This window comes from Methylomonas aurea (assembly GCF_024505045.1).
Lineage (GTDB): Bacteria > Pseudomonadota > Gammaproteobacteria > Methylococcales > Methylomonadaceae > Methylomonas > Methylomonas aurea.
The window spans coordinates 1-20,338 of the sequence record NZ_JANIBM010000046.1 but is presented as its reverse complement, the minus strand read 5'-3'; the positions used below and the strand labels follow the sequence as shown (position 1 = coordinate 20,338).

The window sequence follows — 20,338 nt, the reverse complement described above, 5'->3', positions numbered from 1 at the left end:
CTTCGACTAGCTCGGCCCGAACGGAATACCAGAAATAATTAGGGGCGAGTTAATAATCCAATTTTCAGCAACTTATACCAGGAAAAACCATGTACAGCGTCGCCGTAAGCCGCGATTTCATTGCCCACCACTATTTGATCGGCGGCGATTGGGGCAGCGAAAACCAACCCCACTCCCACCATTATGTCGCCGAAATTCGCATCGACGGCACCAAGTTGGACCGGCACGGTTATCTGGTCGACATCGTGGCGATTGAAACCGCTCTCGATGCCGTGATAGCCGAGTTTCGCGACCAAATGCTCAACGATAAGACCGAGTTCGCCGGCATCAATCCCAGTATCGAGCACTTCAGCCGCATCATCTGCGAAAAAATCCTGGACGCAATCCAACGTCCGGGTGAGGGGGCTTTGCGGGTCAAGCTATGGGAAAACCAGCACTGCTGGGCGGCATTCCGCCAAAAATTCTGAGTGCATTGCTGTGCGCATTGGGCTGCTGATCGTCGGCGACCTGAACAGCCTGAGCGGCGGCTATCTGTACAACCGCAAGCTGGTGGCTTATCTGCAACGCCACGGCGAGCACGTTGCAATCATCAGCTTGCCGCCCCGACCTTATTGGCGACAACTGACCGCTAACTTTTCGCGGAAGCTGCTGGAGCAAATCGCCGCTGCCGAACTGGATATTCTGATCCAGGACGAAATGGCGCATCCATCGCTGTTTTACTTAAATCGGCGGCTCGGCATACCGGTTGTCACGTTGATTCACCTGTTGACCAGCTTCGATAGCTACCCTTGGTACAGCAATTGGCTTTACCGAAGGGTTGAAACCCAGTATCTACGGTCGGTGCAAGGCCTGATCGCCAACAGCCTAACCACGCTGGAGCAAACCCGGACTTTGCTTGCCAACCGGCTGCCGCCTTATTGTGTGGCCGTACCAGCCGGCGACCGCTTTGCCGAGGAAAGGCCTGCGGACGCCGACATTATCCGGCGCGTTCTGCGCCAACCGGGGCCGCTCAAGATTGCGCTGGTGGGCAATGTGATTCGCCGCAAGGGTTTGCATGTTTTGCTGCGGGCGTTGGCGGAATTGCCGACTGAGGATTTTCAAGTGACGGTCGCCGGCCGACTCGATATGGAACCCCGCTATGTGCGGGAAGTTCAGGCACTGATAGATACCCTGCAACTACAAGATCGGGTTCACCTGCTCGGGCCGCAATCGGAACCGGAGCTGGCCGAACTGTACCGGAGCCACCAGGTCATGGCCTTGCCGTCGGCCTACGAAAGTTACGGTATCGTCTACGTCGAGGCCCAACAATTCGGCTTGCCGGTCATCGGCACAACGGCCGGCGCCGCCAAGGAAATCATCCGGCCCGGTTGGAATGGCTTTTTAATCGATCCCGACGACAGCAAGCGCTTGGCTGAGTTGCTGCAAACTCTGCATCGGAACCGGGGGCTATTGCTGGAATTAAGCCGCAATGCGCTAACCGCCTTTGCCGGCCATCCCGGCTGGGATGACAGTTGCCGCACCATTCGCGAATATTTGTACGCCAGAGCCGAGCAGACGCTGCCGCCAGCCCAATGGTAGATTCGGTTAACTGATTTTTGCTGCGTGACCGGAATTCAGCGGTCGGTTAATTTTCGGCTACGCCGGTTTGCCGGCCCGAGTTTGATCTTGTTGACGATGAAATCATGCAGCGCGATTTGGGCGGTGGCCTGCGAGGTAAACGGGCCTCGGCGGCCCTCCCTGGTCAAAAAATACCAGACTTTCAAGCCGGTCCCCCGATCGACGACGGACTGTAGTCTTTCTGTGCGAAACATTTCCTTTGCTCCTTAAAAATACGCTAACGGCGCGCCGCCCGAACGCCAGACTACGCGGTAAGTACCAATAATTAAATAGCAGAGAGGTCCTGTGCCCCTTTGTATTACCTCTCTTAGCCATTTGCCAGCTTGAAGCCGCGCCAACGAAGCGAATGTGCTGAGGCTTGGCGATGACCGTCTAGCGGACATCGCCGTCAAAACCCATGCCGCTTAATCGGCCGCAAAGCAATAAAAGTAGCCGGCGCCACCGGTGCTGACCAGATTCTCCTGGCTGCAGCCGCGGCTGTCATGGGTCGAGTTCCAAGATACGTTACCGCCGGTTCTACCGCCGTTGGTACGGTCGAAATGGCCGACACGAACCGTGCCTTCGCCGCTGCTGGTGTAATTCTTACAGGTGTGGTCGGCGGCGTCGGTATAGGCGGTACCGTCCGGTTTCGAGCCGGTAATTATGTCGTGCTCGTTGGGCGAGTCGCCGACGCCTTTCAATGGCTCGCCTTTTTCGGTGAACGCGGTTTTCTTGTGGACGTTGTTGCCGAGTTGGGCCAATTCCAGCGTATCGCCGTGCAAATGCGCGACATCGTTAGCAACAATGACGCCGGCCGCATTGGCCCAAGGTCCTTTACCGATCCGGTCGCGGGCGTTCACAGCCGGCTGACCGCCCAATGCCTGAGTGCTGAGATAAGCCCGCCAATTCCGGTTACCGGCACCCACCGCGCTGGCCAGTTTCTGGCAATGCGCATCCGCGCCGGCCAATCCGCCGAGGTCCGCGCCCTTACCGACACCAACGCTGGTCACGAAAAAACCCAACGGCGGTTTCGGTGGCTCGGCAGGTGGGGTTTGGGCGTGGACGGCATTGGCGCTCGCCAGCAGCAGGCCGGCAGCAAAGCATGTGCGTTTCATTATTGATTTCTCGCTGTTTCGTTTGTAATAGGTGGTAACGCCAGGCTAACCTAGCGTAACTAATATCGGGCATGAATCGTGCCAGGCGATGTGGTCAGGCAATTTGGGGAATTAGCTTAGGCCCGGCAGGTATTTTGTTGGTCGAGAGCCAAGAAGTGTTGAATGACTGTTGGCTGGTGTGCAGTGGCAAAATATCGGATAGATGAGCTTGACGGACAATATCGGTCCTCTACCATCAGCTAAGATTTAATTTGCGGAGAAAGGAAATGACACATAAGCTAACAAAAACAGAGCTGGGTGAATATTTTTATCCATCGCCAGCTTAAGGAACCTCTGATTAATTTGCTATTGGGCATTTCGAGATCAATTAAATCAATCGCTTGCGCTTCTGTTTTTCTTGAAAAAAATGAATTAATCAGAGGCTTCTTAACGATAAAATCAATAGCTATATGCACAACAACTGAATTTACTGGTTTTTCGCCGAAAACGATCACCCAGCAAATTTAATTTTGCATAAGCGTAATCGTTTGATGAGTCATTCGCTGATATGTTGCTTGACAAACCGAACCTGGCCGAATCAAACCATTTGGTATTACTTAACCAGACCCCTTGATATTCCACTCCCAACGATTGGTTGATAATGACGGTTTTTTGCAGATCGGCATCCATAAACACCATTCTGTTATTGGCGCCTATTTTGTCTGCAATATAGGATTGAAAGTTTCTATTGTGCAATATCCTGGGATTGTCCACCAATAACGGACTCAGTAAATCATTGGCCATATGCCAACTGTCGGATCTGCCCGGCACCCGGCAATTGATTTCCAAGGTGCCGTTATGCGCCATATAAATCGAGTTTGTTAATTTAAATGGATGGGTATTGGTATTATTGACGTGACCGCGAGTTCGCAGTCGAAGATGGATGACGCATTCGTATTTCGCAAAATGCGAATAGGCTCGACGCAGGTCGTCGAAGCGGGTGTGCTGGCTACGAATGATATTGATTTTTTGCGGGCCGGCAAACGCCATTAAACCGAAACCGTGCGGATTATGTTCGCTGGCAGAATGCAACAAATCCACATTAATTTTAACATGTTTGGGTTTATGAATAATAAGACACATATAACTGCTCCAGCGACATATTCCCTTATATTTTCTATCGACAGCTCAATCCATGACCGCCCTTACAAAAAGCATGATTACCGGCTTTTTATGAAGTCCCGAATAAAATTTATTTGTTTATCGACACCAAAATCCGCGTTGGTAAGCGCCTGTTTCTCTAAATAGGCTTCGTACAACCTATTGGCATCGTAGCTATTGATATAGGCATAAGTGCCGTAACCGGTGAGAAATAAAAACTCTTGGTGTAGCTGTTCAAAAAACCGATTACGCCGATCGGATAATTGCGCGTTAAACATAATAATCCTAATAAGTTAATTTTTACGACCCAGGCGAACCGCCGATAGATACCAAGAATCGAGTTCGCGGTATGCGATTGGGATCGGATACGCAATTATTGATAAATTCATTGAGTTTTTGCCGCGCCTGAAATTCGGAATAAAAAGGGCCTTGCTTGCCTTCTCTAGCCTGAAAATACCAGACCGCCTTGCCGCTAGTCTTATCCTTGGTAAAAAATATCCGTTCGGTTTTAAACATCGGGTTTGGCAAGGCGATTTTCAGTAATTGACAATACCTCCAAGCATTTTGTATGCCGCTGTAATTGAATATACCGAAAGATTTGGCGGTCTTGCGAATAAGCCCGGCAGCAAAGGATTATTCCGGTTAGCAATGGTTTGGCGATGCATCGAACCACCACCGACTAACTGCTGTTGTAGCAACAGCGAGGCAACAGCAACTGGTTTGGAAACAACTGACCGGGTTTACGATTTACCAAGCTTGACGTGCCGGTTCGATCCCATCGCGAGCAAACATCCGCCGCCAAACACCAACAACACCACATCCCGTACCCGCATCAATAAAATCAGACTCACTGCGCTTTCCGGGGCTGCCTGCAGATGATCAAATGCCCATAACAACGCGGCTTCCAGCGAGCCGATGCCGCCGGGCAACGGCAACAAAAACGCCAGCCTGATCGCGACAAACACCAGCAAGTAGGCCGATAAGCCCGGCGGACCGCCGATAAAATCCAGCAATAGCCAGAGTTCCGCCAACAAAGCGCCCCACCCCAGCAGTGACAGGCCCAACGCCTGGGCAAACGCCTTGGGCCTGGCCGATAGAATCCGGCCAAAATCGGCTGCCACGCCTTGGCAGAGACGAATCAGCGTTTGCAGCAAACGGTGTCGGCGCCAATGCTCTAACCTTCCGGATAGGCATTGCGGATTCCGCCACATTACTACGCAGGCCATCGCCACCAGTAAAGGCACTAAAGCCAAACCGATGATAGCCTTCGGCCATTTAACGCTATCCGCCAGCGGCGACCAAGCCAACAACGCAAGGCCCAACAGCAATACCGAAAGGTTGACTGCCAACTCGTAGCAACGGTCCAGCCCCAAAGCCATTACCGCAGCGGAGACGGGCGCGCCCTGGTTACGAAGCCAATAGATTTGCAAAGGTTCGCCGCCCAATTGCGGACCGGGGGTAACGATGCTGACGGTTTGCCCGGCTTGGCGAATCTTGAGTAGCGCCCCAAAACCGACCGGCAGATGCAGTAAGCGGGTAAATATCCGCCAGCGCAGCACGGCTAACGCGATAACAAGCAGATTTGCCGTAAACCACGCCAACCATTGGCCAAGCGTCAAATCCCGGACTATCTGGCGGAGAGAACCGACAGGCAACTGGCTAATAAGCCAAGCGGCCAAGCCGAGGGCTACCGGCCATAACCAAAGCGACAACGATGGGCCGAAACGGCGTTGTTTCCGACCATCAGACGCCATCATAACGTTGCAGCCAAGCGTCGCCGCAATGCCAGAGGCTGGCGCGACCGGTTCCCAGTAACAGCAAAGCGCTGGCCGCAAACAGCCAAAGCGTACCTAACAACGAATCGGCTATCGGGGCGTTTACGGCGCCCAGCCAAAGCAGCAGACCCAAGGCCGCCAAGCGTCCGGCGAGTCCGAACAACACCATTGCCGCGAGCACGCCGCCCAACCCAATTTGCAGAGCTGTATCCGCCAACGGTGGTAAGCCTGCCGCAGCCAATATCGCGACTACCAGCCGCAAGCCGGGCAGAATGTACTGTTCGGCGATGGCGGCTAGATGATCATAATTATCCCGGGACAAAACGCCGCATACGACCAGCCAATCGGCGATAAATCCGAACAGCACCGGCCACATAAAGGCAATTCCGGCCGTACGGGTGAAATCCTCGGGCAAAACAGGCCACAGCACCACGGCGATAAAACCCATTTGAAACCCGGCTAACGTGCGCCTTAGCGGATTGTCGGGCGGCGAAAAATGGGTTAAGCCGCGCCGCTGCCGGCGTTGCAAACCCCAGCGATAACCATAAAACGCCATGCTCAATAGCAAATACGACGCATGCAACCGGCCTTCGGCTATCGCTAGCAGCGGTGCGATGACCAGCCCCAACGCATCGAAACGTATGTCCAATTCGCTGCCCAGCAAACTCTCGTGCTGGCAGCGGCGGGCAAGAAAACCGTCGTAGCGGTCGAGCAAGGCTGCCAGCGAATAACAGAACGCCGCCGCCCAAACGTTAAAGTCGGCGCCAAGGTCGGTCGCGAAAAAACCGCCGGCCAGCGCGATCAGGCCGCCGCGGCACAAGGTGACTCTGTTACCCCAGCCCACGGACGGATACAGCGCAGTCTGCGGCCGACGCCGGTTCAAGCTCAATAACAGCCAGGCGGTACGCCATGCATACGCCCCCAGCATGGCGGCTACAAACAACCACAGCCACGCCTGGCCCCAGTCGGCAAGCCAACCCACACCGCAAAATCCCGCTAACAAGACTAACCCGCCAATGGCGGCAATCGCGCGCAGTTCGCTGCGCAACGCCTTCATTTCGTCAAAACCGTCGTCGATACCCGTCATCGCCACGCAATAGCCACAGTTAAAGGCTCCAAATCAAGCAAAACTCGCGCCAAATCCCGTTAAATTAATCGGGCACCAATATTGCTGTCGCTTTTGACCTCTAATTAGCACCAAGCCTTTGCCCGCATGCCCAGTTTTCACCAACCGAGCTCACGAAACCCGAACCTCGCCCAAACCTTTGCCGCCCTTGCGCTGCTTTGGATTGCTTTGCTGTTGCCCAACCGCGCCAGCGAAATCAACGCGGCCAATTTCGCTTGCTTGCCGCTCGAGGCATTGCTGCTAGCCAGCCTCCTCCAGCTCCCCGACATCTGGGGTTGGCTAGTGCGGTTGGCCGCTGCCGGCATACTAGGCCTTGGCATCATTTTCAAATTGGTCGATTTGGGCATCGATCAAGCCTTCGGCCGGCCGTTCAATCCGGTGCTGGACAGCCGGTTTCCGGCCGACGGCATGCAATGGCTGACCGGCAGCCTCGGCACTCCGGGAGCCTGGCTAGCTGTCGCATTGATCGCCAGCCTGTTGATTTGGTTGATTTTGTTGGTCGGTATCGCACTGGGCCAACTCCAAGCCATCCTCAGCTCGCCGCGGATCCCAGCCAAGCAAGCGCTGACGGCCATGTTTCTGTTCTGGCTGGGTTTACAACTCTCGGGCAATCCAATCGCAGGCACGCCTTTCATCGATTGGGCGGCCGCGCACTGGCATTCGGCCCGAGATAGCTTCGCCGACTTGGAAGGCTTTCAGCGCAGCGTCGAGCACGATCCCTACGCCCAGACTCCGGACCAAGCGCTGCTCAGCAAGTTACGAGGCAAGGATGTACTGCTGGTGTTCGTCGAATCCTACGGCCGCACCGTGTTCGACAAGCCCGACTATGCCGCCCACATCTTGCCGTTATTAAAAAAAAGCGGCGCCGAGCTGCAAGACAGCGGCATAGGTGTACGCAGCGCGTTTTTGACCTCGCCCACGTATGGCGGCATCAGTTGGCTGGCGCACGGCACGCTGCTTTCCGGCTTGTGGATCGACAGCCAAAGCCGCTATGACCGGCTGGTGATGAGCCAACGACCAACCTTGAACCGTTTGTTCCAGCGCGCCGGCTGGCGGACGATCGCGGTGCAGCCGGCGCACACGCTGCCGTGGCCGCAGGGTCAGTATTTCGGCTACGACAAAATCTATGCTGCCCAGGATTTGGCCTATCGAGGAAACGCGTTTAACTGGATCACGATGCCGGACCAATACACCCTGTCCGCCATCCAACGCCTGGAACGGCCTGCCGGCCCCCGCCCGCCGGTCATGGCGGAAATCGCCCTGATCTCGTCGCACGCCCCCTGGACGCCTTTGCCGCGATGGGTGGATTGGCAACAGGTCGGCGACGGCTCGATATTCAGCCAGGCCAGAGACGGCGACGCGCCGGCCGCCGTCTGGCAAAGTACCGAGCGGATTCGCCAGCAATACCGTAAATCGATCGCCTACGTCCTGCAAACACTGGTGTCTTATGCCAAAACCTACGGCGACGACAAGCTGGTCATACTGGTGCTGGGCGACCACCAACCGGCATCCTTCGTCACCGACAACTCTGCCAGCCACGACGTACCTGTGCATTTGATCGCGCGCGACCCGGAGGTCATTCGAGCCATCGACTCCTGGCATTGGACGCCCGGCTTGATTCCGTCGGCGCAGGCGCCGGTCTGGGGGATGGATGTACTTAGAGGAAAGTGGGTCGAGACCTTTTCCGGCGAACCAGGCCGCTAAACGGCCTGCCGTTTCGGCGAGACATTAGCGGCGGGCAAACCTTTCCAGACTATGCTCGACAAAACACCAAAACGGTTTCCGGTTTAAAAAACCGTGGTTGGGCAACACGTTCTTATCGGTTTGCACGAACCATAACGGCCCAGCCGCGAATTCGTCAGCCACACGGCGCAAGCGTAGATAGGGTTCGGCTAACCATGCTATTTGGCTGTTGCCGGCCGCCGCCAATATCTGCGGATAATGTGCAGGATAGGCATTGCCATCGACTACGGCCGGACATGCCGCAGATTCCTGCTGATCCGCCGCCGCGGTTTCCAGACGATGGGTCTGAAACGGTTGGTAGTGGCCGATGGCGGTAGTACTCAATTCCCACGCCGAGGTTCCCGGCAACTCTGAGGCGTTGAAGGGATTGGGCCCCGGCTCGAACAACGCCGGTAGCGCCCTGCTCCAAGTAAACGCCGAACCCGTCATATTGTCGGCCTCGGACCCGATCACCATCATCGACGGGTAAGCCGGTTCGTTCAATTCCGCCGGCAATTTCAATTCGCCCAGCGCGTGGCGCAACTCGACGAAACGGCGGGCTTCGATGGCGGGATTGACCAACAATAATAAATCGCCAAATCCGGGTAGCTGCCGGCGCACCCGGTCCAGCCATTCCGTCCGCAGTGCGTTATAAACGACCAACGCTCCCAGGCTATGGCCTATCGTCAATAAGCGGTTTTCGGGGCTGGCTTTGACGACGCGTTCGATCTGAAACAGGAAATCCTTGAACTGGCCGCGGCCCAGGCGCTCGCTGACGCCGCGGCGATTCCAGAACGTCAGCATCCGCAAATAAGGGGTTTCCAGCGTTTCGCCGCGCCAGCCCAAATACAAGCCGACCACGCGGTAACCGGGATGGCGCTGCTTGATGGCTTTCAGACTGTCTTTGAAGCGGCGAACGTTGAAATCAACATCGCTGGCGTTATGGTGCCAGCCGTGGGTGTACAGCACCACGTACTGCGGCTGATCGCTGGATTGCAACCATTGCAGCACGGCTTCGGCCTGGCACCCGTCGTAGAAACGGCCGTCGTCGTCGAACTCGACGAAACCCAGCGAATATCCGTGGTCGGCGTCGGCCAGCAAATTCGCCGCGCCGCAATCTTGCTCGCCGCTACTGATGCAGGGGCTTGCGTCGATTTGGGTGCGAAAGTAGTCGCGCGGGCCGCAGCCGGCCAGCAATACCAACAGAAGCAATGTTATTTTACGCATGCTTAAACAGTCGAAGACGCCGGCTTCGGCGCCTGCCCAACGAGGCCTTAACTACCGTATTTCACCGTGCATCCGTAGGGTTTGGTGGCGGCTTTACTGATCGGTTTGCCGGCCGCCAGTTCTTTCAAAGCCGAATCGATGTAGTTTTCGGCGCTGGCAATGTCGTCCTTATCCGCCGAGGCGATGCTGTCGATGCCGCCTTTGTACAACAGCACGCCTTTCGGATCGATGATGAACAATTGCGGCGTGTTGGTCGCGGCGTAGAGCTTGCCAATTGCACCGCTGGAGTCGAGCAGCGTGTTGGCGGGGGTAGCACCGCGATCCTGGTTCAATTTTTTCGCGGTTGCCGCGTCAACGAAGCCTTGTTTGTCGGGGCCGGACGAAATCACCTGCAACCAGACGATGCCCTGGCTGGCGGCTTGCTTTTGCAATTTCGGGATGTTGCCGGATTCGTAATGTTTCTGCACAAACGGGCATTCGTGGTTGGTCCATTCCAGAATCACGGTCTTGCCGCGCAAATCGGCCAAATTCAGGCTGCCGCCCTCGACAGCGGTACCGGTAAATGCGGGCGCCGGCTGGCCGACGACAGGTTCCGCTCCGGCACTTGCCGAGGCTAACAAACCAAAACTGAAAGCAAACAATCCGATTAAACGATGCAATGACATAAACACTCCTGTGGGTGGGTTAAAGACCGGTGGCTTGCACGACGCCGGCGACCAGGTCCGGTGTCAGCAATTGCGGTAACACCTCGGCGTTGCCCGCGCCGGGTGCAAAATACAGATACAACGGCACGCCGCTACGGCCGTAGTCGGCCAGTACCTGGGCAACACTCGCGTCGCGATGGGTCCAATCGCCTTTCAAGTAAACGACGCCGCGTTCGCGAAAGGCGCTCTGAACGCGGTCGCTGCTGAGCGCAACCTTTTCGTTGACCAGACAGGTAATGCACCAATCGGCGGTGAAATTGACGAAAACCGGCTTGCCTTCGGCGCGTAATCGGTTCAGCAGCTCCGCACTGTAAGCTTGCCAATCGCCGGACTTCGCCCTAACCGCCGCCGGGACCGGACCGGCACCGTCGACGCCGAAATAGCCGCCAGCAAGTGCCAGCGCCAGCACGCCGCCAGCGCTGGCGTTGGCCAGCCGGCGTTTGAAATCGCCGGCGTTACGGCTGATCTGGCATAGCCACGCCGCCAACCCGATCAATACGCAGCCGGCCAAGGCCGCCGCGACCGCGCTCGGTCCGGCTTGGCGGGACAAGACCCAGACCAGCCAGGTAGCGGTGGCGTACATCGGAAACGCCAGCCCCTGTTTCAAGGTTTCCATCCAGGCGCCCGGTTTAGGCAGCCAGCGCTGTAAGGCCGGCCAATGGCAGAGCAGCCAGTAAGGCAACGCCAGACCGGCGCCCAGGCTCAAAAACACCGCCAGCAACTCCGGCGCCGGCCGGGTTACGGCAAAGCCGATCGCCGCCCCCATGAAAGGCGCGGTACAGGGCGTGGCAACCACGGCGGCCAACACGCCGGTAAAAAAACTGCCGGCATAGCCGCCTCGCGCCGCCAAACCGGAACCCAACCCGGCTATCGAGGTGCCGATGGTAAATACTCCGGACAAGCTCAAGCCCACGGCAAACAACAGATAAGCCACCGCCAATACAAACAGCGGCGATTGGAATTGAAAACCCCAACCGATGCTGGCGCCGCCGGCTTTCAAGCCAATCAACAGCGCCGCCAGGCCGGCAAAACTTGCCAGAATGCCGGCCGCATAACACCAGCCATGCCGGCGGATTTGGCGCGGCTGGTGCTTGGCTTGTTCCAGTAAGGCCAGCGCCTTCAACGACAACACCGGAAACACGCACGGCATCAGGTTTAAGATCAAGCCGCCGGCCAACGCCAACGCCAAGGCCGCAGCCAGGCCGAGAGCGGACGGCGGCTCAGCAATGCCAGGTCCGGGTTGGGTCGCCGCCGGCGGTTCTGTGGCTGGCGCGGCCGACGGCATGGCCGGCCACGCCGCCTGGATTTGATAACCGCGCACATTGCCGGGCGGACCGACGGCCAATACCCCATTCAAAATCTGGCCGGCCGCCAAAGGCTGGTCGCCGGGTTTTAAAACAATAGCCACCGCATCGTCGGCCACGGTAACGCTTTGCTCGAAGCCGTGATTGATCGGTCCCCACTGCTCCGGGTAAAACCACAACGGTTGCCGGCGCAAATCGCCGAGATCGGCGCCGCCCAGGCGCAATTTGATCGTGTTACCGGCGGAAGCCTCAAGATTGGCCTGCCAGGGCGAGTCTATCGGCCAGGAGGCTTTGGCGGTTTCGATCAAGTCACTGCCAGGGCCAACTGGCGTCCCCGCCGCCACGACCGGCAAGCGCAAGGCCAGTTCCACTTGTTGCGGGATACAGGTCTCGGCGCAGACCAACCATTTCACCTTAGCTTGTATCGGCAAGTCGCCGCCGACCGGCGCATCGGCCGCGACTTGCAGCGGCGACAACAGCGTCACCGCTCGCTCGTAGCCGTAATTCACCACCGGCCCGACCACGATTTTGCCGGGCGTCGGCCACTGAATATCGCCGACCGCGGTACCGGCCGGCACTTGGTATTGAATGCGGGTCGCCAATCCGGAGTCGCCCGGATTTTTCCAGTAGGTATGCCAATGCGGAATGATGTTTTGATGGACGCCGATCCAGATCCGGTCGCCGGGATGCACGGCGGCGGCCGACGCGATCAGGCTGGCTTGCACTTGTGCGGTACCCGCCTCCGGACCGGGTTCGGCAACAGCTTGCGCCAGCCAGGCCGATAATGCCCAAAGCCACACCAATCGTTGTCTGTCAATCACGCGCATACCTCATAAAACCGATCATTCGAAATTTTCCGCCCGGACCGTGCCGCTCGGCATTTCCGGCTCACCTTGGTTGGGAAAAGTCACGGGTTTGTTCCCGGCCGTTGCCGATCATGTCAAACAAGCCGGGGCCGTCGGCAAAATAACGGACAGGCAAAACTCCCCATGATCGGCTAAAGCAAAGTCCGACAGTCATGCAATTTGACGGCCAGCCGCAGCGGAGCCGACTGCAGGCGAGCCAATTTCGATGGCGAAACCGTTTGTCTGCGCACGTTCGAGCGGAAAAACCTCAGCAACCGAAGTTCGCCGAGCAACAGTTGCTGCGCTTGGGCTGTTGCTTGAACAGCAACTACGCAACCGACCGGTAACGGCTCGAACGCATCGCGAATCCTGCTTGGCGTTGCGTAAGCCGCATTTCCCGGCCAGTCGATAAGCTGCGCATAGCCAATCTGCAAAATCGGCCCGTATTTTGCGTTAACGGGCCAGCACCTGACTTCAGCCATTTAGAAACGAGCACTGACTATGACACTTAGCAAAAACCTGATTCCGATCCTGTTCGCCGCCAGCCTGATCTTTCTGATCGCCAAACCGGCCGATGCCCACCACGCCTTTTCCGCAGAATTCGATGCCGAACAACCGATAGAACTGAAAGGCGTCGTCACCAAACTGGAATTGGTCAATCCGCACAGCTGGCTGTATCTGGATGTCAAACAGGCGGACGGCAACCCCGCCAACTGGGGCTTCGAGTTCGGCGCGCCGTTCAGCCTGAAACAAAAGGGCATCACCAAAGCCAGTCTGCCGATCGGCAGCGAAGTCACGATTCAGGGCTTCCGCGCCAAAAACGGCAAGAATTTCGGTTACGCAGTAACCACGATCCTGTCCGACGGCCGCGCGGTAAAAACCGGTGGTGCCCAGGATGCACCGGGTGCGCAAGAAAACCCGGCGCAGTAACCCAAAACTTGATCGCAAGCAAAGGAGCTGTTTCTTGAAGACCAAACCCACGCCACGGCCGACGTTGCCGCAAACCTTCCTGTTAGTGGCCAGCAGCGTTTTGCTACTGGCCTTGGCCGCCCATAACGTCAACGCGGCGACGCAGAAAATTCCGCGCCTCGCCAACGGCAAACCGGATTTTTCCGGTATCTGGCAAACCACCAGTGCCGCCGATTACGATCTGGAGCCGCACAGCAACCGCAAGGATGCGCCGCCCGGCGCCGGCGTCATCGAGGGCCATTACCTACCGTACTTGCCCAAGGCCCTGGAACAGAAGAAAAAGAATTTCGAGCAACGCGACCGGCTCGATCCGGCGCTGAAAGGCTACACGCTGGGCGTGCCGCGCGGCATTTATTACCCGGAACCCTTTCAGATCTTTCAGCGCCCGCAGGATCTGATCTTGGTCCACCAATTCGGCCACTCGGTACGCACGATTCATACCGATGGCACCGACCACCCGAAAGACCCTTACGACTGGTGGCTGGGCGATTCCCGCGCGCATTGGGAAGGCGACAGCCTGGTGGTCGACGTCAAACATTTCAACGACAAAACCTGGTTCGACCGGGCCGGCAACTTCCACAGCGATGCCTTGCACGTCGTCGAGAAATGGAGTTTCCTCGACCCCAATACCATCGAATACCGCGCCCACGTCGAGGACCCCAACGTGTTCAGCAAACCCTGGGATCTGTCGGTGATTTTGTACCGGCACCGGGAAAAGGATTTCCAATTGATCGAGGACTACCGGTTTACGCTGGATTACGACGCGCACTACCCGCCCAAACCGGACGGCAAGTGATAAAGGACCCGCCCGCCTTTCCGACATGAGGACGCTATGAAACACCGATTATCCCATCGCCAACTCGGCCGCGCCGGCCTGGTGGCTTTATCATTGATTTCGCCGGCATCGGTCGCGGCTCAGGAGGCCAAACCGGCCGAGAAAACCGATACCAAGCCAGCTAACGCGGCGCCGAAAGCACCGCGCCCTTTGAAACTGGGCGGCCCCGGCATTGAACAGGAGCGCAGCTTCAAACCGATTGCATCGGGCAAATGGACCGGACCGCGCCTGGCCGACGGCCAACCGGACGTGCAAGGCCATTGGTCCAACACCATTGCCAACCACAATAATTTCACCGACCCGCAAGGCGGCATCCTCAACGATCCGAACCCGAACCGGGTGGCGAAAGGCCCGCGCGAGGAACGGGCGCCGAGCCGGGTTAGCGATCCGGCCGACGGCCAGGTGCCGTTTCAGCCGTGGGCACTGGCCAAGGTCAAGGACTTCCAGGCCCACTTCCACGATCCGGTGCAACCTCAGTACATCGAGCCACTGGCGCGTTGCGCCCCGGCCGGCATCCCGAAATCGTTGTATTGGCACGGTTACGAGATCAGCCAGTATCCGGGCTATGTCTTGTTCCAGTTCAACTCCGGCACCCGCATCATCCATCTGGACGGCAAACCGCATCTACCGGACAACATCAAACTGTGGAACGGCGACTCGCGCGGCCACTGGGAAGGCAACACCCTGGTCGTCGACGTGGCCAACCACAACGGCAAAGCCTTGTTCGGCCGCTCGGGCGAATTTATCAGCGACAACGGCCATATCGAGGAACGCTACATTTTCAGCAACGACGAACGTGACCGTTACCTTTACCAGGCTACCTTGACCGACCCCACGGTATACACCCGTCCTTTCACCGTGACCGTGCCGGCCCGAAAATGGACCGCCAAGGACCAGCCGAACGGCTGGCACTTTGAAGTGGAGCCGGCGAACTACGTCGGCAAGACGCCGTTAAAGGAACCGATTTTGGACCATTACGAACGGGTCTGCACCGAAAACAACGGTGGTTTTGGCTTGGTCGCCGAGGAATCCGCCAAGAAGTGACGCCCGCTATCCCGGCGGCGTCTTTAACTTACATCGAATCCCGGATTCTTGTGAATTAGCCATCATGACCTTATTTGAATTTGCCCAAACCCTGTACGACTCCGAATTCGGCACCAGCCTGCGCGAGTCGGAGTTGGCTTTCCCGATTATCGAAGGCCTGCACCTGATCGGCTTGGCCTTGTCGGTCGGTTTGATTTTCTTTGTCGATCTACGTCTGCTCGGCCGGTTTCTGCCGGAAGTGTCGGTCGACCGCATCCTACAACCGCTGCGGCCCTGGTTGTTCGCCGGTTTTGCCGTGACGCTGGCCACCGGTGTTTTGTTGTTCATCGCTACTGCTGTCAAGGTCGTGGTGCTGCCGGTGTTCTTTTATAAATTAGGCTTCATCGTCCTTGCCGGCTTGAACGCGGCTTGGTTCGAATACCGTTGGGGCCGGCGCATCGACACCTGGAGCGATAGCGCGGTGCTGCCCGGCGGCATCAAAGCCGCCGGTTGGGCCTCGTTGACCCTGTGGAGCCTGGTTGTGATCACCGGCCGCTTGATTCCCTATTTGAGCTACCAATAACCGACGCCGAGGACGTATATGTCTGCCCTGGATACTTTCAAAGCGCTGCAAAGCAGCGAATTCGGCCGCTTTATCGGCGGCCAGGACCACTTATTCTGCGCCGGCCTGGAACTGGCGCATATTGTCGGCATGATTTTGCTGCTCGCCTCGATTGCGCTGGTGAGTTTGCGCCTGTTCGGCGTCGGGCTGCGCCAGCAATCGGTATTGGCGTTGAGTAAGGCCACGTCCGGATTCATCCGGACCGGCTTGGCCTTGCTGGCCGGTTCGGGCCTGCTGATCTTCATCCCGGCCGCCACCAGTTATTACCCGAACGATTTCTTTTGGTACAAGGCCATCCTGCTGGCGGCGGCATTGGCGGTGCATCTGACGGCGTACCGCTGGATTACCCACAGCGAAAATCCGTCACCATGGGCCGCGCGCGCCACCGGCAGCTTGAGCTTGGGCCTGTGGTTGTCGGTGGCTTTTGCCGGCCGTTTTATCGGCTTTTTTTCATGACTTCCGGAGTGGATCGGTGAATTTACGCATGCCATTGGCCGCATTGGCTTTAACCGCTTTGAGCGCTTGCGAGCCAAACCAAGCTCAGCAATCCGCGGCGATCCCGTTTAAACCGGTCGCCAGTTTGCAGGAATTGATGGTGGCGGTGATCGATCCCAACATCGACTTTGTCTGGAACTCGGTCGCCTCGATCAGCAGCACCGAGGGGGAGCAGGAACGCCGGCCGACCAAGCCGGAAGAGTGGGAAGCCATCCGCCAGCATGCGCTGGTCGTTGCCGAAACCGCCAACTTGCTGCTGATCGATCGCCCGGTCGCCAAAAGCGGAATCAACACAGCCAGCGGCGGCGCCGAACTATCGGCGCTAGCCATTCACAACCTGATTCAGGCCAACCGCGAACAATTCCAACAAAAAGCCGTCGCCTTGCAAACCGCCGCCCAACAATTGCTGACCGCTATCGACCAGCAAAACCCGGACGAACTGGAACGCGCCGGCGGCAAAGTGGAACAAGCGTGCGAACAATGCCACAGCCAGTTCTGGTATCCGGGCGACAAGCGGCCGCAATAGCGAATCGAGAGGGAGATCGTTGGTATTAGTAAATACGATGCTTGCCGGAGTTGTTCAGGAGCTGATTCTCCAGACGGTGGAGGTCGGTCGACGGCTATCATTTTGTGCGTAATGGCTGTGAAAGGATATTCCGATGAATCCGCCGCCGATTCCGCTCAAAAACAGCCCGCAGTTACGATTGAAACCGGCCAGACCAATAGCCGTCTGTACGGTGCATCAAGCCAATGGCTTGTCAACGCATAAAGCGGTCATTCATAAACTGAAATCAAATACTGACTCAGGGGAACCTCTAAAAATTGCACTTCGATTAACTCAGTGCGAACGGCAGCCCTTATAAATCAGAGCATTATCCGTTCGTGCTGAGTTTGTCGAAGCACGAACGGATAATTTTTAGAGCCTCCCTCAGGTCACTGGATGCACTAGAGTTTCATCAAAAGTTATCTCTGTTCTCCAACCAATGGAGCAGTCGTGAGTAGAGATTGGCTGGATCAAACGGTTTGGAGAGAAAATCATTCATACCCGCCTGCAAACAATGCTCACGATCTTCAGCAAACGCATTCGCGGTCATAGCGATAATCGGCACATTTTGCCACCCGTCCAGCAAACGGATCTGCCGGGTAGCCTCAAGCCCATCCATCACCGGCATCTGCATATCCATGATCACCAAAGCAAATGGCTGTTGCTTGGCCAGTGCCAGCGCCTCTTCGCCATTGTCCGCGACAGTGATCTTAAAACCGGCCGCTTCCAGCAGAATGACGCCAACCGCTTGATTGATCGGTTCATCTTCCACCAGCAATACGCGGGTACCGGCATAACGGCTACGCAAAATCTGCTCGGCCATATCGTCGTTGAACGTCGATTGTTCGGTGCCGATTTTCTTGCTGCCCTTGCTCAGCCAGGCGGTAAACCAGAACGTACTGCCTTTGCCAACCAAACTGTTAGCACCGGCCTGACCGCCCATTAGCTCAGCAAGCCGCTTAGTAATCGCCAAGCCCAAGCCAGTGCCGCCGTGCTTGCGGGTGATGGAATTATCGACTTGTTCGAACGCGGAAAACAATTTTGGAATCTGAACCGCGGGGATGCCCTTACCGCTGTCGGTCACCTCAGCCCTCAGTAGTACTTTGTCATCTTGTTCTTTGACCGGCAAAATCCGTACTTGTACGAAACCCTGATCGGTAAATTTGATGGCATTACTGATGTAGTTAAGCAGAGCCTGATTGAAACGAAGAGGATCTCCGCTGAGTTGATAGCCTAAAGCTGCAACATTCACATTTAAATCCAGTCCTTTAATGTCTGCCGATTCCTTCATAATGGCTTTAATCTTGGCTGCCACGTCGTCCAGACCGAATTCCAAGGATTCCAACACCAACTTTTCTGCTTCAATTTTCGACAAATCAAGGATATCGCTAATCACACCCAGCAAGTGTTGGGCAGAGTCGCCAATCTGCTTCAGGAAACCGATTTGCTCGGGATCGCTTACTTTGCGGGCCAACACATGGGTGAGACCGACAATGGCATTGAGCGGTGTGCGGATTTCATGACTCATGTTTGCCAGAAATGCAGTTTTTGCCTGGTTGGCGGTATCGGCACGCAGATTCGCTTCAACCAGTTCGTCTAAGCGTTGGTGCATCTGCGTAATATCGATATGACACCCCACCATTCGAATCGGCTCACCGGTTTCCGCCCACTGCACCACCCGGCCGGCACAAATCACCCAAATCGTCGAACCATTCTTATGTCGATACCTAACTTCGTTGTAGAAAGGCTCTGCACCCTGGCTGGCCACGTGGCGCTCGAACTTCTCAAGGACGCCGGGCAGATCCTCGCTAAAAATAAGCCTTTGCCAGGTCTCCGGGATATTAGGAAATTCGTCGCTCCGGTAGCCCAACATGCGACTGAACGTATCACTATAATATTCGGTGCCTTTCGGAATATTCCAATCCCAGTATCCCGCAAACGTCGACTCCAAAAGCCCCTGCAAATGGTTCAGCTCTTCCTCTAACAGGGCATTTTTGCGAAATTGTTCTTCGGATTTCTTCCGTGCTGAAATATCGATCACCACACCGATGTATTTGAGCACGCTGCCATCCTCATTCAGGATCGGCCGACCGCGGGCCATTAGCCAGCGGGGTTCCTGGCCTGCCGGAAGCAGTACCCGCCATTCCGATTCAAATGCCACGGCACGCGCGACCGCTTCCGCGTTAATAGCCTCTACCTTTGCGATATCGTCCGGGTGCACCGTTTTGCGCCATGCCGCATAACTGGGTTCAACCGAGCCATGAGGGATGTTGTATAACTCCCATATTTCGTCTGACCAATAGTTCCGGTTAGTCGCCAACTCCCATTCCCACGATCCACCCCTGGCTGCGTCCATGGCCAAACGCACGCGCTGCTCGCTCTCGCGTAACACTCGCTCGGTTTGCCGCTGAGCCGTCACTTCTGTCGCTACCCCGGCGACATAACACCGCCCTTCCACATCGCAAAAGCTAAACTTGCTGCTATGCCAAATTTGCTCGCTGCCGTCGTCTTCTATGACAGCTTCATCTATTTCCAAAGCCTGACCCGTCTGCATGACCATCAAATCATTGGCGCGTAATTGTTCGGCGATGCTTTGCGGCCACACATCAAAATCGGTTTTACCTAACCAATCTTGCATTCTTGTATGAAAGCGCTGCTCGTACAATTTATTCAAATACACGTAACGACCTTCTTCGTCTTTAATCCATGCGACCGCCGAACTGTTATCCATAAACAGCCGGAAGCGCGCTTCGATATTTCGCTGGGCTTCTTCAGCGGAATACAATTCAGAAATATCGGAAAAGCTCAACACGGCGCCCGCGATGTTGCCTACTTCGTTCTCGAACGGATCGATCTGCATCAGAAAATGAAAATCACTGTGGTGGATCTGTTCGACAACCGACTCCCCGCTAGCCACTACCTCACTTACATAGTCACGTAACTTGGGTATGGGGATATGACAGGGGATCCCGTACAAAAACTGCCCAATATCATCTGGCACCAAACCGAATACTCGGGTGGCGAAAGCGTTGTAGCGTGTAACATGGCCTTCTTTGTCCACTAAAACTAAACTACTGCGCAGGGAATTTTGGATACTCGTCAGCGTGGCATTCAGTTGCGCGGACTCCACTGACTTGACCCGCAACTCATCGTTTAGGGTGGTTAATTCTTCATTCGACGCTTGCAATTCCTCATTGGACGCCTGTAACTCCTCGCTAGAGCATTGCACTTCCTCGCGCAACATTTGCAATTCGGTATTGGCGGATTCGAGTTGGTTGATCACGCTGTGCAGGAGG

General features: G+C 56.3%; 19 protein-coding genes. 9 read left to right on the top strand and 10 right to left on the bottom strand.

Annotated features, from left to right (window positions below; all coding sequences use genetic code 11):
- Positions 1–89 precede the first annotated feature (89 nt).
- A complete protein-coding gene (locus tag NP603_RS19955; protein WP_256612615.1) occupies positions 90–467 on the top strand; it encodes a 6-pyruvoyl trahydropterin synthase family protein in 378 nt (125 codons plus the stop codon).
- 10 nt (positions 468–477) lie between these two features.
- The gene (locus tag NP603_RS19950) at positions 478–1,578 is read left to right on the top strand and encodes a glycosyltransferase family 4 protein (RefSeq protein WP_256612614.1); all 1,101 of its coding nucleotides are present in this window, start codon (positions 478–480) and stop codon (positions 1,576–1,578) included.
- A 35-nt stretch (positions 1,579–1,613) separates the two neighbouring features.
- Here NP603_RS19950 and NP603_RS19945 read toward each other — a convergent pair whose 3' ends face one another.
- From NP603_RS19945 to NP603_RS19925, 6 genes are all read right to left on the bottom strand, one after another.
- Complete coding sequence (locus NP603_RS19945) at positions 1,614–1,811, bottom strand: DUF6316 family protein (RefSeq protein ID WP_256612610.1); 198 nt, start codon at positions 1,809–1,811, stop codon at positions 1,614–1,616.
- A gap of 210 nt (positions 1,812–2,021) precedes the next feature.
- Entirely contained in the window at positions 2,022–2,711 is a 690-nt protein-coding gene (locus NP603_RS19940) for a lectin (protein ID WP_256612608.1), read from the bottom strand.
- A gap of 438 nt (positions 2,712–3,149) precedes the next feature.
- Positions 3,150–3,833, bottom strand: coding sequence for a class II glutamine amidotransferase (locus NP603_RS19935; protein ID WP_256612607.1), 684 nt, complete (start codon positions 3,831–3,833; stop codon positions 3,150–3,152).
- A 318-nt stretch (positions 3,834–4,151) separates the two neighbouring features.
- On the bottom strand, positions 4,152–4,367 hold the full coding sequence (locus NP603_RS22085) for a DUF6316 family protein (RefSeq protein WP_371928916.1): 216 nt from the start codon (positions 4,365–4,367) through the stop codon (positions 4,152–4,154).
- Between the two features lie 224 nt (positions 4,368–4,591).
- Positions 4,592–5,608 carry a lysylphosphatidylglycerol synthase transmembrane domain-containing protein gene (locus NP603_RS19930; RefSeq protein ID WP_256612606.1) on the bottom strand — a complete coding sequence of 339 codons (1,017 nt, stop codon included), beginning with the start codon at positions 5,606–5,608 and terminating at the stop codon, positions 4,592–4,594.
- On the bottom strand, positions 5,595–6,713 hold the full coding sequence (locus NP603_RS19925; RefSeq protein ID WP_256612622.1) for a CDP-alcohol phosphatidyltransferase family protein: 1,119 nt from the start codon (positions 6,711–6,713) through the stop codon (positions 5,595–5,597). The genes NP603_RS19930 and NP603_RS19925 overlap by 14 nt, the downstream gene beginning before the upstream one ends.
- Positions 6,714–6,839: 126 nt before the next feature.
- Between NP603_RS19925 and NP603_RS19920 the strand changes: the two genes are divergently transcribed.
- Entirely contained in the window at positions 6,840–8,456 is a 1,617-nt protein-coding gene (locus NP603_RS19920; RefSeq protein WP_256612605.1) for a sulfatase-like hydrolase/transferase, read from the top strand.
- Between the two features lie 24 nt (positions 8,457–8,480).
- Here NP603_RS19920 and NP603_RS19915 read toward each other — a convergent pair whose 3' ends face one another.
- Genes NP603_RS19915 through NP603_RS19905 form a run of 3 tightly spaced genes read right to left on the bottom strand, consistent with a single transcriptional unit; the run spans position 8,481 to position 12,530 of the window.
- Positions 8,481–9,701, bottom strand: a complete 1,221-nt coding sequence (locus NP603_RS19915) for a lipase family protein (RefSeq protein WP_256612604.1) — start codon at positions 9,699–9,701, stop codon at positions 8,481–8,483.
- Positions 9,702–9,748: 47 nt separating this feature from the next.
- Complete coding sequence (locus NP603_RS19910) at positions 9,749–10,366, bottom strand: redoxin domain-containing protein (protein WP_256612603.1); 618 nt, start codon at positions 10,364–10,366, stop codon at positions 9,749–9,751.
- 19 nt (positions 10,367–10,385) lie between these two features.
- A complete protein-coding gene (locus tag NP603_RS19905; RefSeq protein ID WP_256612602.1) occupies positions 10,386–12,530 on the bottom strand; it encodes a protein-disulfide reductase DsbD family protein in 2,145 nt (714 codons plus the stop codon).
- A gap of 525 nt (positions 12,531–13,055) precedes the next feature.
- Between NP603_RS19905 and NP603_RS19900 the strand changes: the two genes are divergently transcribed.
- The 6 genes from NP603_RS19900 (at position 13,056) to NP603_RS19875 (ending at position 17,024) form a co-directional block, all read left to right on the top strand.
- The gene (locus NP603_RS19900; RefSeq protein WP_256612601.1) at positions 13,056–13,484 is read left to right on the top strand and encodes a DUF6152 family protein; all 429 of its coding nucleotides are present in this window, start codon (positions 13,056–13,058) and stop codon (positions 13,482–13,484) included.
- Positions 13,485–13,518: 34 nt separating this feature from the next.
- Entirely contained in the window at positions 13,519–14,319 is an 801-nt protein-coding gene (locus NP603_RS19895) for a hypothetical protein (RefSeq protein WP_256612600.1), read from the top strand.
- 36 nt (positions 14,320–14,355) lie between these two features.
- Positions 14,356–15,402 (top strand): hypothetical protein, encoded by a 1,047-nt coding sequence (locus tag NP603_RS19890; protein WP_256612599.1) that lies wholly within the window; start codon positions 14,356–14,358, stop codon positions 15,400–15,402.
- 64 nt (positions 15,403–15,466) lie between these two features.
- The gene (locus NP603_RS19885) at positions 15,467–15,964 is read left to right on the top strand and encodes a DUF6644 family protein (RefSeq protein WP_256612598.1); all 498 of its coding nucleotides are present in this window, start codon (positions 15,467–15,469) and stop codon (positions 15,962–15,964) included.
- Positions 15,965–15,982: 18 nt separating this feature from the next.
- Positions 15,983–16,459: a DUF6644 family protein gene (locus tag NP603_RS19880; protein ID WP_256612597.1), complete on the top strand. Its 477-nt coding sequence runs from the start codon at positions 15,983–15,985 to the stop codon at positions 16,457–16,459.
- A 16-nt stretch (positions 16,460–16,475) separates the two neighbouring features.
- Positions 16,476–17,024 (top strand): cytochrome c, encoded by a 549-nt coding sequence (locus tag NP603_RS19875; protein WP_256612596.1) that lies wholly within the window; start codon positions 16,476–16,478, stop codon positions 17,022–17,024.
- A 430-nt stretch (positions 17,025–17,454) separates the two neighbouring features.
- Here NP603_RS19875 and NP603_RS19870 read toward each other — a convergent pair.
- Positions 17,455–20,338 (bottom strand): PAS domain-containing protein (locus tag NP603_RS19870; protein ID WP_256612595.1); only part of this gene is annotated, 2,884 nt, incomplete at its 5' end.

Excerpts from the sequence above, each read along its gene's own strand:
- NP603_RS19915 (WP_256612604.1), bottom strand. The coding sequence starts at position 9,701 with ATGCGTAAAATAACATTGCTTCTGTTGGTATTGCTGGCCGGCTGCGGC.
- NP603_RS19885 (WP_256612598.1), top strand. The coding sequence starts at position 15,467 with ATGACCTTATTTGAATTTGCCCAAACCCTGTACGACTCCGAATTCGGC.
- NP603_RS19920 (WP_256612605.1), top strand. The coding sequence starts at position 6,840 with ATGCCCAGTTTTCACCAACCGAGCTCACGAAACCCGAACCTCGCCCAA.
- NP603_RS19925 (WP_256612622.1), bottom strand. The coding sequence starts at position 6,713 with ATGACGGGTATCGACGACGGTTTTGACGAAATGAAGGCGTTGCGCAGC.
- NP603_RS19910 (WP_256612603.1), bottom strand. The coding sequence starts at position 10,366 with ATGTCATTGCATCGTTTAATCGGATTGTTTGCTTTCAGTTTTGGTTTG.
- NP603_RS19930 (WP_256612606.1), bottom strand. The coding sequence starts at position 5,608 with ATGATGGCGTCTGATGGTCGGAAACAACGCCGTTTCGGCCCATCGTTG.
- NP603_RS19955 (WP_256612615.1), top strand. The coding sequence starts at position 90 with ATGTACAGCGTCGCCGTAAGCCGCGATTTCATTGCCCACCACTATTTG.
- NP603_RS19880 (WP_256612597.1), top strand. The coding sequence starts at position 15,983 with ATGTCTGCCCTGGATACTTTCAAAGCGCTGCAAAGCAGCGAATTCGGC.
- NP603_RS19890 (WP_256612599.1), top strand. The coding sequence starts at position 14,356 with ATGAAACACCGATTATCCCATCGCCAACTCGGCCGCGCCGGCCTGGTG.
- NP603_RS19940 (WP_256612608.1), bottom strand. The coding sequence starts at position 2,711 with ATGAAACGCACATGCTTTGCTGCCGGCCTGCTGCTGGCGAGCGCCAAT.
- NP603_RS19900 (WP_256612601.1), top strand. The coding sequence starts at position 13,056 with ATGACACTTAGCAAAAACCTGATTCCGATCCTGTTCGCCGCCAGCCTG.
- NP603_RS19935 (WP_256612607.1), bottom strand. The coding sequence starts at position 3,833 with ATGTGTCTTATTATTCATAAACCCAAACATGTTAAAATTAATGTGGAT.
- NP603_RS22085 (WP_371928916.1), bottom strand. The coding sequence starts at position 4,367 with ATGTTTAAAACCGAACGGATATTTTTTACCAAGGATAAGACTAGCGGC.
- NP603_RS19945 (WP_256612610.1), bottom strand. The coding sequence starts at position 1,811 with ATGTTTCGCACAGAAAGACTACAGTCCGTCGTCGATCGGGGGACCGGC.